Source organism: Sphingosinicella sp. CPCC 101087 (assembly GCF_004151485.1).
Lineage (GTDB): Bacteria > Pseudomonadota > Alphaproteobacteria > Sphingomonadales > Sphingomonadaceae > Allosphingosinicella.
Map to the genome: position 1 here is coordinate 289582 of NZ_SBFF01000005.1, position 13425 is coordinate 303006.

Below are 13425 nucleotides of genomic sequence, written 5' to 3' on the forward strand. Positions count from 1 at the left end.
CCCTAAAAGCAGGGAAGCGCCGTGACGAGACTACCTCATTTTCGTGGCTTCAGCGCATTGAACGCCGGAGGCGGGAAAATCCGACGGGTGCCTGTCTGTCGCTGCTGCCATCCGTGATTTGCACTGTCGGCACTGCCGTTTTCATTGGCCGTAGCGGCGGTGACGGACGCGGCCCACGACGTCGGAATCATCGGCGGAGCACCAAGGTGCTGGCGCTCGATCCCAGGCGCGAAGACTGGCCTATCGGGCGCGATCGTTCACGGTTATTTGGTGCGGGAGCGAAACCAACTCTGGTCAATCTCGTTTTCTGATCGGATGCACTTGATCGGGAGGATGCATGGGTCCTGGCAAGGATCGGAAGCCGGGACGGCATTCCATCACCGCAGACGAATGGCGCCAGATCGTCGACAGCGCCATCGACACCGGCATAATCACGACTGATCTGGACGGGCAGGTAACCAGCTGGAGCGAAGGCGCCCGCCATATTCTGGGGTGGACCGAGGAGGAGATGCTCGGCCAGACGCTGGAGCGTCTGTTCCCGGACGGGACTGGCGTCCGTGCGCTCAAGACCGAGATGGCCGATGCTCGAACGCGCGGCCGCGGCGGAGGCGAAGAAGGGTGGCGTGTCCGCAAGGACGGCAGTGTCTTCTGGGCGACGGGCGAGATGAGCCCGATCCGCGATCAGGAGCAGGCGGTCGTCGGCTATACCAAGGTCCTGCGTGACCGATCGCGCCAACGCCACGCCGAGGAAGTGGCTCAAGAGGAACGCCGGGCCCTCGAGATTCTCAATCGCGCCGGCTCTGCTCTCGCCGCGGAGAACGACCTTCAGAAACTCGTCCAGATCGTGACCGATGCCGGTGTCGAGCTCACAGGTGCGGAGTTCGGCGCCTTCTTCTACAATGTCGAGAATGATGCCGGCGAGAGCTACATGCTCTACACCCTTTCGGGTGCGCCGGCGGAAGCCTTTTCCAGATATCCGATGCCCCGCAACACGGAAGTGTTCGCCCCTACCTTCAACGGCCAAGGGATCGTTCGTTCCGACGATATCACCCGCGATCCGCGCTACGGCCACAATTCACCCTATCACGGCATGCCGGAGGGACATCTCCCGGTGCGCAGCTATCTTGCCGTTCCGGTCATGTCCCGCTCGGGCGCCGTCCTTGGAGGTCTGTTCTTCGGTCACGCAGACCCCGGCGTGTTCGGCGCGGAGTCTGAGCGAGGCCTCTCCGGCCTTGCAGCCGAAGCCGCCGTGGCCATCGACAATGTTCGGTTGTTCCAGGCACTGGAGCGCGAGCTGGCGCAGCGACGTGCGGCCGAGGCGAACCTCGCGGCGAGCGAAGACCGGCTGCGTCTCGCCAACGAGGCGGCGGACATCGGCACCTGGGACTATGATCCGGTCAGCGGGGTGCTTCGGTGGGATGCCCGGTGCAAGGCGCTGTTCGGACTGCCTGAAGATTCCGATGTCACCTATGAAGGCACGTTTCTGGCTGGGCTCCATCCGGACGACCGAGAACGCACGCACGCGGCCGTCGAGGCGGCACTGGCTCCCGGAGGACCGGGCAGCTACGACGTCGAATACCGAACGATAGGCCTTGGCGACGGGGTAGAACGCTGGGTGGCGGCAACGGGCCGTGCGGTGTTCCAGGACGGAAAGGCCGTGCGGTTCATCGGCACCGTCATCAACATGACGGCTCGCAAGGCCACCGAAGCCGAGTTGCGCGAGCTCAACGAGCGGCTGGAGGAACGAGTTGCCGAGGAGGTCGCTCAGCGCTCGAAGGTCGAGGAAGAGCTGCGGCAGGCGCAGAAGATGGAGGCCGTCGGGCAGCTCACCGGCGGCATCGCCCACGATTTCAATAATCTGCTGACCGTCGTGACCGGAAATCTGGGAATGGCCAAGCGGGCGCTCGATGCGGCCCAAGTCACGGACGTGCGTGCTCGCCGCGCACTCGAGAGCGCGCTCAAGGGCGCCGAGCGCGCAGCCGCTCTCACTCAGCGCCTTCTCGCCTTCTCGCGGCGCCAGCCGCTGGCCCCCAAGCCGCTCGACCTGGACAAGCTGGTCATGGGCATGTCGGACTTGCTGCAGCGCTCCCTCGGTGAGCTGGTGCGATTCGAGATCGTGACGTCGCCCGGGCTATGGCGGATCGAGGCGGACCCAAATCAACTGGAGAGCGCCATTCTCAACCTGGCGCTCAATGCCCGCGACGCGATGCCGTCTGGTGGCGAGCTGACGATTGAGACGGTCAATGCACGACTGGACGAAAGCTATGCCGCCAACCACGCGGAGGTGCCGCCCGGCCAATATGTGATGATCGCCGTGACCGACACCGGCTCAGGAATGCCCAAGGAAGTCATCGATCGCGCATTCGAACCATTTTTCACGACCAAGCCGGTGGGCAAGGGGTCGGGGCTGGGCCTGTCGATGATCTATGGCTTCGTGAAGCAATCGGGCGGACACGTGAAGATCTACTCGGAGGAAGGTTCAGGGACCACGGTCAAGATCTATCTGCCGCGCCTGCTCAGCGAGCCCTCGCCAGACCAGGAGGAGCCGCGGATCACCGCCGGGTTCGAGACCAGTCAGCGACAGGAATCGATCCTCGTGGTCGAGGATGATGACGACGTGAGGGCCTATAGCGTCGAATGCCTTCGCGAATTGGGCTACCGCGTCATCGAGGCCCATGACGGCGCTTCGGCACTTCGCCTGCTCGAGAGGCAGGACGGGCCGGTCGACCTGCTGTTCACCGACGTGGTCATGCCGGGGATGAGTGGTCGAGAGCTCGCCGACGAAGCGCGCAAGCTGCAGCCTGACCTCAGGGTGCTCTATACGTCAGGCTACACCCGCAACGCGATCGTCCATGCCGGACGCCTGGATTCCGGCGTTGAGATGATCATCAAACCCTTCACCTACGAGGCGCTGGCCCAGAAGGTTCGCGATATGCTGGACGAGGGGCAGACTGACAGGGTGTTGGTCGTCGTGGCGGAGCCCACAGTGCGCACGCTGACCGCCGACGCCCTGACGACACTGGGCTATGGGGCAGAGGAAGCCGGAACTGCGGCCGAGGCCCTCGGCAAGGTCCGCTCGGCGAATGTGAGGTATGACGTCATCATCATGGACGACGAGCTGCCCGACCGGACGGGGGAAGCACTCGCGAGAGAGCTGCGCGCACTGAATAGCGACCTGCCGATCCTGATCACGTCGCGTTCCCGCGCGGCATCCCTGGCCGAGCGGTTTGCGGGCGATCGCTGCATCGCCGTGCTTGGCCGACCCTATAAGAGCGGAATGCTGCAGGAAGCGCTGCGGTCGCTCGGCGTCACGCCCACTGGCTCTACCGGAACGAAGTGAAGCCATGGCGGGGCCCTTGCGCAAGAAGGGCGATGTCGGGCGGACCGATCTCGAAGGAGCATCTCGCGCTGGGAGGCAGTGACCGGATATCCGATCGAGGGCTGGTCGGCCGCTAACCTAGTCGCCACCGCCGGAAAGAGCGTGTCTGACGCTCGTCGCGACGGCCGGCCGGCGTCTCGACGGGAGCAGCGCCAGACTTCTTGGTGCGTCAATGAGCTCGGCCGCCGGCCTCGGGTTCCCTCTTCAGGATGATTTCACAAGCGAGGCCGGCCCGGCGGCCGCCGTGCATGTCCAGACCGCTTCCGGCTAGAGGCACTGGCTCGACCAGCACATGCGTGAAGTCCGCGAACTTCAGACAGGCAGCGACCGCGTCGGCATCGCTGACGACGAGGCTCACGGTCGGGTGACTTTCGCTGAGATCCAGGGCGTCCTGCATCACGCACCGATATGACAGGACCATCGAGCAACGCCGCGCTTGATGTTTGCGCACCACAGCGCATAGTCGAGGGAGATGCCTGCCGTCCCCATCGCCATCATCAGTCGCGAAATGCGGCTCGGTGGCCGCGCATTCTATGCGGCCACGCTGCTGGCACTTTTCGTGGCCTATGCCGGCATACTCGCCATCACCTTCGGCTTTGGCCTTGCGGAACTGATGGGGAGCGCGGCGGCCAATATCATGCCGATCGCACTTCTAGGAGCTGCCGTGCGCCCGATCCTGCGCGGTTTGGTCCTCGCGCGGCCGGTGATCATCCAGGCGGTGGCACATGCGGCGTTCGCCACATCCTTCACGATGCTGCTCTATTGGCTGGTGATGGTGTTGCTGGGCGTCATGAGCGGCCGGAGCGTGGTGGAATTCAACGTCACGCCCTTTCGAAGTCCAGCCGCCGTTTGGCAGTTGTTTCAAGGGCTGATCATATACGCGCTGATCGCGGTCCTGGTCCATGCCGAAGCGCTTGCCGAGAAGATGCGCGCCACCTCCCGCGACATTGCCTCAGACGAATCAGATGTAGCCCCTGCGCGTCTCTTCGTGAGACTGGGCGAGGATATTCGCCCGCTCGATCCAAGCCGAATCATCCTGATCCGCGGAGCCGACGACTATGCGGAGCTGGTCACCGCTTCGGGTACGCATCTGGTGCGCATGACCCTGGCAACGCTTGGCGAACGCCTGGGCGCGCGCTTCATCCGCGTTCACCGCTCCCTGCTTGTCAATATCGATCGGATAGGACGGGCTGAGCCCGCTGGTGGCGGCCGCATGCTGCTCCACATGGAGAATGGCGAAATGGTTACGGCGAGCCGTTCCGGAACGCGGTTGCTGCGCGAACGGGTGATCTGAATCCCACCGCCTGTGTCGGTTGACCGGCGCGACATGTCGATTGACCGATTCTTTTTCCCGACCGAGGGGCGTCGGATAGGCGAAATCCCGTTCGAAACGGGAGTCCGGAATGTTGCTTCTGATTTTGCGGCGCCGCGCGGTGGTGATCGTCGCGTTGCTTGTGTGCCTCCTCTGCGCCGGGCGGCCCCAGGCACGATCGCGCGGTGAGATGACCCTGTATCGCGACGGTCTCGTCTGGACGGGGTCGGGGTTCGAGTCTCGTGACCTGGCGGTGCGTGACGGCCGATTCATCGAGCCGGGCTCGGCCACGGTGGGCGCCCACATCGTGGATTTGCGAGGGCGGTATGTCGTTCCGGCCTATGCCAATGCGCATGTGCATCAGACGCCCGCCACGGAAGAGGCAAGCGAACGAGCCCTTGGGAGCGGCGTATTCTACGCCTGGAATCCCAATACAGTTGTGACGAGCGAGACGACGAAAGCGTTCTTTGCGCGACCCGATACGTATGATGTCGCGGTGGCGCAGGGCGGAATCACGGAGCCGCGGGGTCATCCCGAATGGCTGTACCTGAATGTCGTTGGCCCTCGCGCCCATCCGGATTGGACGCTTGAGGACTTTCTCGGCAACGCCTTCCACTATGGGCGCACGCACAATGAGATCGACGTAGCGCTCGACGAGCTGGTGTCGCAGCGCGCGGATTTCGTGAAGGCGTACCTGCTCTTCTCGGAAGATTATGAGTCGCGGCGCGGGATGAACCCCTATCTCGGGAGGAGCCCGGCCAATGCGGGCTCCGGGATCAATCCTGCCAACGCTCGCTATCTGGTCGAAGCGGCGGCGCGGCGCGGCTTCAAGGCCGCTTTCCATGTCGAAACGGCCGCCGATCTCGTGACAGCCGCCGAAAGCGGCGCCGCCATGGCGGCGCATCTGCCAGGATATTGGATGGGGGACTTGGCCGAGGACAGTCCGCGCCGCTCATTGACGGTCGACGAGGCGTGCCGCATTGCCGCGACATCGATGCTGCTGGTGCCGACCTATAGCTTTGCCGCGGTCAACACACCTGCTGGAGAAGACGGAGTTAGTGCTCTGACCCGGGGCGTGCAGGCGCGCAACCTGTGGCTGCTGGCAAATGCCGGAGGCACCCTTCTTACCGGGACCGATCATAGCATCGCGATATTCGCCGAAGCCGAGCATCTCGCTTCGCTCGATGTGCTCACGCCGGTAGAAGTTCTGAACATTGTATTGGGTACTGGGGCACATCTGTTCCCCGAGCGCCGGATTGGCTGCTTCGAGAGGGACTGCGAAGCCGATTTCCTGGTGCTGAGCGAAAACCCATTGGGTGACATAGGCGCGCTCCGGTCTATCGACATGCGCATCAAGGCGGGCCGATCCATGGCTAGGCCGTGAAGCTAGGAGCGACACCACGAAGGTCCGATGAGTGATGGTGAGGCCGAGCGATTCGAAGGGCAAAGCTGGGTGGATCGGCTCCAGTGCACCCACCACTATGGCTTGATCGGTCAGGTGGATCTGACAAGTGATTGGCAGCTGCGCGCTGGCGCTTTCGAGACGCGACACGCTACCGATCCTCCATCGTACCTTTTCTTGACGTCCAGCGCGACGGGACGGCGCGCAACCTCGTCATTTCCGAACCCGAACGTCCCGCGCGATGGACCTCTGGCGAGTGGGACTGACGTGGACGCCGAGTAGCGAGACATTCGCGCAGCAGCTTCAGCTTTCGCCGCGTGGCCGCGACAGGAAGATCGAGAGGTCGTCGGGCTCGGTCTCCCCTGACGCGTTCACGCGATCAAGCCATGTCCGTCACGGAAGGGGCGCTTCGCGTCGGATACTCCAACCTGGGGCATTTCACCCGTATCTTCACGCGGTTGACCGGAATCCTCCCGTCCGAATATCGCCGCGCTGCGCAGACGGCCCTATCCGAGAACGAACGAATGTCGCGCAAGACGTCCGATTCGAGGTGAGCCGCACAAGAGGATCGCAGCGCGGCCCGAGGCTTGGACATCATTTGCCGGAGCAAGGAGCAGCCATGACCCACCCATCGCGCCCTCGCCTCGTCGCCTTTGCCGCGGATTCACGGAAGGCTTCGAGGCCGACCAGGAAGTCTTCTACAATCTCGTGATGGCCTCGCCTGAAGACGTGACCTTGTCGGGATCCGACACCATCCTCGCGACCGGAGGAGATGAAGATCCGGACCGTCCCTGGGACGGCCAATCCGCTGGCGAAGGTTCTATCCACGCTGTCATCGACACTCGCGGGCGGGTCCGCACCTGGGACTGGCTGCGCGCCCAGCCGCACTGGCGCGGCACCGTCGTCATCGGCAGCGAAGCGATGGGCCGTCGTCCGATCGCAAGCTGTGGCGCGCCCTAGCGCAAGGCGTGATCGAGCAATGCGCGACATCGGACGGCTCCCAAGGGACGCGGTGGCCGAAAAACACCTTCGTCAGCTCCGGTGAAGACAGGTATGGCGATCCTCGGACCAAGAGCGGCCAGTCGGGTCCGGCCAATGGAGGCGCGGAGACGTGCGAGCAGGCGCCGATACGGAGAGTCAGGGGTCCAGCATGTCCTTGTAAATCTTTCCGTCCTTCATGATGACCAGAAAGTTGCGGCCCGGATCTGCGACAAGGTTGATGTCCTGCAATGGATTGCCGTCGACCAGCAACAGATCGGCAAGGGCACCTTCCTCGATAACGCCAAGCTTTCCGGGATAGGGATTGCGGTTGCCCGACAAGGCCAACAGCTCGGCGTTGGTCCCCGTCGCCATGACGAGCGCCTCGGCGGGAGTGTACCAGCGGACCAGCGAAGCCAGGATTGCGCCTTGCTGTTGCGCCAGAGCCTGCGAGAAGAGGACATCGGTCCCCCACGCTGTCTTGATGTTGTACTTCCTGGCTAGTTGGTACGTTCTGCTGATACCGGGCCACACCGCATCGGCCCCTTCCCGCTGGACCGATCCTATCGGGAATCCCTCCCGAAGCGCTTCAGGGAGTGGCTGCAGGCTCAGCCAAATGCCCTGCTCGGCAATCAGGCGCGCCGTGGCATCGGTCATCAGGAAGCCGTGCTCGATAACCTTGACCCCCGCATCGATGGAGCGCCGGATCGCCGCGTCGGTGAACGCGTGAGCGGTAACGTAAGTGCCCCAGTTGTCGGCCGCCTCAGTGGCGGCACGAAGCTCCGCTTCGCTGAAGGTCGAAACGTCAACCGGACTGAACGGGGACGACACGCCGCCGCCCGCCGTAAGCTTGATCTGCGACGCGCCCTGCATCAATTGCTCGCGCACACGCATGCGCATTTCATCGGGGCTGTCGGCGATCGCCGCACCGCCAATCTCCTCGATGCGCGTAAGCTGCCCGGGCACTCGCGGCAGATCGGAGAGCTGGCGAAAATCGCCATGGCCGCTGGTGACTGTGATCATGGCCCCAGAGGGATAGATGCGCGGGCCGGCCACGACACCTTCGTCGATGGCGCGCTTAAGCGCAAACGTGGGCCCGCCGACGTCGCGCACGGTCGTGAACCCTCGCATCAGCGTGTCGGTCGCTTCATCGGCAGCCACCAGATTGCTGTAACCCACGTGGTCGCCCATCATCTGGGCCGGAGTTCCGCGGATTAGCATGGCATGCCAATGGGCATCGATCAGGCCGGGCATCAGCGTGCGTCCGCCGCCGTCGATCACGCGCGTGCTCGCGTCTGGCGCGATCGCATCCGACGAAACCCGCTCGATCGTGTTGCCGCTGACCAGGACATGGGAGGGCGATGAAAGCGTGGCGTTCTTACCGTCGAAGATGCGGACATTCTGAAACAGGGTCTTTACGGGCGCCGGCGCGAGTGTTTCTTGCGCGATGCCGGGACGCGCGAAGCCAATCGGGAGAACGGCGACCGCCAGCAGGACGAGCATGCCGCCGATTTTCGCCAGCCAGTCCTGCCCCGGCAATTCTTGCAGTGCGATCCGATGAGCGGCGGCCGCAGCCCGATCAAGAGCGGAGACCGAACCGGGCATGCTGACGGGCGACGGCGTCTCGAAATGGATCATGGCGGTTTCCCTTCGAGTTAGCCCGTCAACACGCTCCCCGGCGTATAAGGGCAGGTCGGCGGCACGGCCGCATCCGCAGCGGGCCATAAGAATTCGTAGACCACCCGGAACCCGTCGTGGTCGGACAGTACCGGTCCGCTCGGACCACCATCGAACATCCCCTCGACGCGGATCGGACGGACCTTCACCACGTTGCCCGACTGGAACAGTTGGAGGTTCTGCACGCGAAACCACTGGTCCTCATGCTCCCAGTCCTGGCGCACGTCGCACGTGTCTCGGTGCGCGCTGCAATAGCGGTGCACGTTGCCGACTGGCGACGCCTGGTCGGAGGCGCGGGCGGAGTCGGGCGACACCCGGGCGAACGTGTCGTGGCGGACGTCGGAATTGCGCATGTTGAAGTCGCCGGCGATCAGGACCGGGTCGGTTAGCGGGCTGCTCGTGCGGATGAACTCGGCGAGTTCGACCATTTGTCGCCTGTGCGCTTCGGCGTGCCGGTCCTCGCTTACGCGCGAGGCGCGTTGCGATTGCATGTGCGTGGTGAAGACGTCCACCACGCCGGGAACGCCGGGGATCGCGATCTCGGCGAAAAGGACGCCTTTGTTCGACAGGCAATCGAACCCCGCGCAGCTCCGGCGGGCGAAAGGAACGTAACGGGCTCCCATGATCGGGTAGTCGGTGGCTATTGCGAGCCCGGCGGAGGTGAAGTTGGGCCCGATTTCGCCGCGGAAGATGTTCCGCCTGCCGGGCAGCGCACCTTGGATGTTGGGGGCCTGCTCCGATCGGCGGCGCGGGCCGGTGACGACGCTTCGGTAACCCGTGCCAGTCACTGCCTTCGCGGCATCCTTGCTGAAGACTTCCTGAAACACGATAATATCAGGCCCTTCACCCGAAGAGCGGAGTTCGGCGAGGCGGCGGGAAATCTCGCGTAGTTCGGGCCCACGGTTGTTTCGCGCGGGGAACGGTAAACCCTCAATGTTGTAGGTCAGCACGTCGACCTCGGTGAAAGCGGTGGCACCGTCCACGGAGTACCGGATCGCAGGCCGGCTTGCGTCGACGCAGGCGACGTTTGACTCTGCGGGGAGTGCCGTGCAGCCGCTCGCGAGCCCGAGCGCAGTCGCAAGGAACAGGCGCCTCACCATGGATCAAGGATAGGCTAGTCGCCAGATCCCACCATCGGCATAAACCCCGAAATCTGCCATTCTGCCTGCGGGTGACGAGAGCCAGTTCACTATTGCAGTCCATGTGACCGGACTCGGACTCCCCGCACAGCCGGGCGTTTCGGGCGGGCGCGGGACGAGCGGATGCGCATGAGCGAAGTCGTGGGTATGTCCCTCAACGAGGCGCGTTAGATATCGAAGGACCAACCGAGTGATTAACCTTCCCTTTCCACCTAGCGTTCGGGAGGAGGGGGATCATACTTCTCCAGCGGACTGTCCGCTTTAGACTTGGCCAACCCCGGAGCAGAGCGTCGGCTCTCGGCCACTGACCGCCCCTTGAGACGGACCTGCACTGAGGCTCGCGCGTCCGCCGGACCATTGGGATAACGCCGTTGGGCAGAACTTCCTTCGGTGTCCTTCTGCCCGCTAGACAGCTACTCTCCGGCGTGGTGCGCTCGCGTTGCAGAGGGCGCAGCTTGCCTGTCGGTTGGACGCATTTTCCCATCATGGTTGCCACTCCGAGCTAGCGGAAGGCAGCTAACGGGCCGGCACGACAGTCCGTCAGCTTCTGAAGCCCGAGGCGCACGTGAAGAATATGTCCCAATCGTCAACTCGGTCGCGTCGCCGGGGGGCAAATGACCGCTTCGACGGACTTTCAGGCGCTGCAGCGAATGCGCGAGGGCCTATCGGTCCGCAGTTCGCCAGCCCGGCGGAAGAGCATCAATCTCCCTGCGCAGGTGCGCCCGTCTGAACCCGCGACCTCGCAGCAGTCGGCGCAGGTCCGCCATGCGATCGAAATGCTGGAGCTGCACCCGGAAATAGTTGACATATTCGGCCGCTGCCAGTCCGGCTGTGAGCGTCGTCGCCCAGCGATCCCACCTGCTCACCGCGAGACCAGGCACGAGCCATACCGCAAGAGCAGCCGCTAGCCCCGCCAGAACGGCCATGAGCAGCATCGGCTCCGCACGCGCCAGAAGCATGATTGTTCTAGCCGATATGGGCTTACCCTCCAGTTGGACGGCCTTGCGCCGCCAGTAGGCGGCCCCCACACCCAGCAGCAGCCCCATCGGCACCGCGGCTATCACAAAGGCCGGGCCGAGCGCCTCGTTGCGGGTCGACGCGATCCACAATGCCGCCGCCGGCAACAAAGCTACGTTAGCCGCCTCCACCTTCCAGTAACGGCGCAAACGGCGGACGAGCCTTGCTGACAAATCGGATGTTGCCACAACCGCCAAACTGCGCACGTCAGCCAAGCTGGTCAAATTGTGGCGCAGCAAGGGTGCGCTCCGGTGGAAAGCGGCTGTCCGTCACTTGCGCACTAGCCGGAAGCGGAACGTCGGCTTCCGGCCACTTTCCACTTGCCGGTACGCCGCCGATTCCCGCCGCCTGTCCCGGGCACGCCCCGGACAGTCCTGGGCGCAACGCCCAAATGTTGACGAGCCTTCCCCTCGCCCGTCAGGAGGATGTCATGGAAGGCAAGTTCGGACTTTCTGGCAAAGCCATCGCGATTGGTGTGGTGCTTGGCGCCGTGATTGGCATCGTCATCAACAGCCTCATTGCCGGCATCGGCATCGGCATCTTCATGATCATGGCCATATCGAGCTCAAAGGAACGAGGCCGAAATCGCTGCGAGGGACAGCGTCAGGGCGATTAGTCGGCAAATCGGGCTCTGAATCCGTTCTGCCGCTAACGCCCGGCTTCGGCTCGCCCGAACAGCGCCCTTTGGATTGCAGCGGGTGCGACCGGGCGATTTCCTTGTTGGCTGTTGCAACCTTGGTTTTCGGTTCCAGTGCCAAGAGCAGCCTTTGGGCCGAACCAACAAATAGCGCTCGTCCGGATTGGTCAGCCGCGGGACCCTTGCCGCCGGATCGGTCCGTTCGCGCCAGGGTCACTCCTCGGCGGCGCGTCGATGGTCCTGGTCGACCCAATTGCCGGCGATCCAGAACATGGCGGCCGCGGCGACGGCCGTGAAGACGATGATCAGCATCGAATAGCGGATGGCCAAATCGCCGAAGCGCGGCTCGAGCAGGTCGGTGAGGACGCCGACGAACAGAGGGCCGACGGCCTGCCCCAGCAGGCTCGCGGCAAAGACAAGAATCGCGATCGCCACGGCCCGCATGCGCAGCTTCGCAACATGGATCGCGGCCGAAAAGATCGGCCCTTGATGGATGAGCGTGAAGAAGCTGCTGAGCGCGAAGCCCAGCATCCACCAGGCATAGCCGTCTGCGAGCAGGAACAGGATTTCGGCCGGGGCCGCCAACAGGCAGGCCACGGCGGGCAGTCGCACCCGCAGCTTGTCATTGTGGCGGCCGAACCGGTCGAGCAGCAGGCCGCCCGCGACGATGCCCGCGGCGCCCAGCAGGCCCCGGATCGGGCCGATGCTGCTCGCGACCTCCCCCATCGACATGTCGTGGACGCGGGCCAGGAAGGTCGGCGTCCAGGTGCTGGCGGCGAACAGGTTGGCACCCATCAGCATGGCGCCGGCAATCATGGCGAGATAGGCCCGCGAGCCGGCGAGGAAACGGATCGTCTCGCTGAAACCGATCGGAAGCAGGCTGCGGGGTTGGCTTTCGCGGGCGCCACGAACGGGTTCCCTGACCGTGAAGGCGAACAGAAGGGCAAGGAAGATGCCTGGCACTCCGGCGGCCATGAACATGCTCCTCCAGCCCCAATGCTCCGCGATCCACCCTGCCAGCGGAAAGAAGAAGATGAAGGCGATGGAGCTGGCGGTGCCGAAGATGGAGAGGACCAGTGCCCGGCGCTCCGGGCGAAACATGTCCGACAGCATGGAGTTGGACGGCGCCAGCCCGCAGGCCTCGCCGGCACCCATCAGGAAGCGCGCGGCGGCGAGTTGCCAGATGCTGGAGATGAAGCCGGTCAGCGCGGTCATCAGGCTCCAGAAGCCGAAACCGAGCGCGATGATGTTGCGCCGGTTCCAGCGATCGGCGGCCCAGGCGATGGGAATGCCCAGTATCGAGTAGAAGAGGACGAAGGCGAGGCCGGACACGAGGCCGAGCACGGTGTCGGAGACCGCCATCTCCAGCTTGATCGCCGGCAGCGCCAGGCCGAGGATCGCCCGATCGAGATAGTTGAATGTGGAGATGAGGGTGAGAAAGCCGAGACCGTAAATGCTGGACCAGGTCCAGTCGCGCGGCTGCGGATGGCCGGTCGCCCCGGAAGCTGCTTCGGTGGGCTTCAACGTGAGGCGCCTTTCATGCTCGTTGGGCTAGAGCCGAGAGGCTCTGGTCTCCTTGGCGGTGATGAACTCGAGCAGGGCCGGCACGCCCTTGCGAGTCTGTTCGATGCCGCGCCGGATCGCCGGCACGATGTCCTCGACGCGCTCGATCCGTTCGCCATAGCCGCCCATCGCCTTGGCGAAGTCGGCATAGTTTCCGGAGATGTCGGTGGCCCGGTATCGCTCCGTCGCCACGGGCATGATCGGCCGTTCGATCGCCATCGAGAAGTTGTTCAGGAGGATGGAAAGGATCGGGAGTCGCTCGCGCACCGCCGTCTCGAAGTCCATGCCGGTGAAGCCGATCGCGGCGTCGCCCCAGACGTT

12 protein-coding genes are annotated in these 13425 nt (G+C 64.1%); 6 read left to right on the forward strand and 6 right to left on the reverse strand.

From position 1 onward, the window contains the following. The first annotated feature begins 337 nt into the window (after positions 1 to 337). On the forward strand, positions 338 to 3340 hold the full coding sequence (locus tag EKM57_RS10150) for a response regulator (RefSeq protein WP_129792373.1): 3003 nt from the start codon (positions 338 to 340) through the stop codon (positions 3338 to 3340). 208 nt (positions 3341 to 3548) lie between these two features. On the opposite strand, the gene EKM57_RS22245 is transcribed toward EKM57_RS10150, so the two are convergent. After that, complete coding sequence (locus tag EKM57_RS22245; protein ID WP_206185378.1) at positions 3549 to 3776, reverse strand: hypothetical protein; 228 nt, start codon at positions 3774 to 3776, stop codon at positions 3549 to 3551. A 75-nt stretch (positions 3777 to 3851) separates the two neighbouring features. On the opposite strand from EKM57_RS22245, the gene EKM57_RS10160 reads away from it, so the two are divergent. From EKM57_RS10160 to EKM57_RS10175, 4 genes are all read left to right on the forward strand, one after another. Then, positions 3852 to 4673 (forward strand): LytTR family DNA-binding domain-containing protein, encoded by an 822-nt coding sequence (locus EKM57_RS10160; RefSeq protein ID WP_206185379.1) that lies wholly within the window; start codon positions 3852 to 3854, stop codon positions 4671 to 4673. A 109-nt stretch (positions 4674 to 4782) separates the two neighbouring features. Beyond that, positions 4783 to 6075: a hypothetical protein gene (locus tag EKM57_RS10165; RefSeq protein ID WP_129792374.1), complete on the forward strand. Its 1293-nt coding sequence runs from the start codon at positions 4783 to 4785 to the stop codon at positions 6073 to 6075. A 335-nt stretch (positions 6076 to 6410) separates the two neighbouring features. Next, a complete protein-coding gene (locus EKM57_RS10170) occupies positions 6411 to 6647 on the forward strand; it encodes a helix-turn-helix domain-containing protein (RefSeq protein WP_129792375.1) in 237 nt (78 codons plus the stop codon). A gap of 157 nt (positions 6648 to 6804) precedes the next feature. After that, on the forward strand, positions 6805 to 7053 hold the full coding sequence (locus EKM57_RS10175) for a hypothetical protein (protein ID WP_129792376.1): 249 nt from the start codon (positions 6805 to 6807) through the stop codon (positions 7051 to 7053). Positions 7054 to 7230: 177 nt separating this feature from the next. Here the strand turns inward: EKM57_RS10175 and EKM57_RS10180 are convergent, their stop codons facing one another. The 3 genes from EKM57_RS10180 to EKM57_RS10190 all read right to left on the reverse strand — a co-directional run bounded on the left by EKM57_RS10180 (position 7231) and on the right by EKM57_RS10190 (position 11143). Further along, positions 7231 to 8709 (reverse strand): amidohydrolase family protein, encoded by a 1479-nt coding sequence (locus tag EKM57_RS10180; protein ID WP_206185380.1) that lies wholly within the window; start codon positions 8707 to 8709, stop codon positions 7231 to 7233. Positions 8710 to 8726: 17 nt separating this feature from the next. After that, positions 8727 to 9845 carry an endonuclease/exonuclease/phosphatase family protein gene (locus EKM57_RS10185; RefSeq protein ID WP_206185381.1) on the reverse strand — a complete coding sequence of 373 codons (1119 nt, stop codon included), beginning with the start codon at positions 9843 to 9845 and terminating at the stop codon, positions 8727 to 8729. Between the two features lie 704 nt (positions 9846 to 10549). Then, positions 10550 to 11143, reverse strand: a complete 594-nt coding sequence (locus EKM57_RS10190) for a hypothetical protein (RefSeq protein ID WP_129792378.1) — start codon at positions 11141 to 11143, stop codon at positions 10550 to 10552. A 191-nt stretch (positions 11144 to 11334) separates the two neighbouring features. Between EKM57_RS10190 and EKM57_RS10195 the strand changes: the two genes are divergently transcribed. Then, complete coding sequence (locus EKM57_RS10195) at positions 11335 to 11520, forward strand: hypothetical protein (RefSeq protein ID WP_129792379.1); 186 nt, start codon at positions 11335 to 11337, stop codon at positions 11518 to 11520. Between the two features lie 234 nt (positions 11521 to 11754). On the opposite strand, the gene EKM57_RS10200 is transcribed toward EKM57_RS10195, so the two are convergent. Further along, positions 11755 to 13065 (reverse strand): MFS transporter, encoded by a 1311-nt coding sequence (locus EKM57_RS10200; RefSeq protein ID WP_129792380.1) that lies wholly within the window; start codon positions 13063 to 13065, stop codon positions 11755 to 11757. A 27-nt stretch (positions 13066 to 13092) separates the two neighbouring features. Continuing rightward, positions 13093 to 13425 (reverse strand): thiamine pyrophosphate-dependent enzyme (locus EKM57_RS10205; RefSeq protein ID WP_243450976.1); only part of this gene is annotated, 333 nt, incomplete at its 5' end.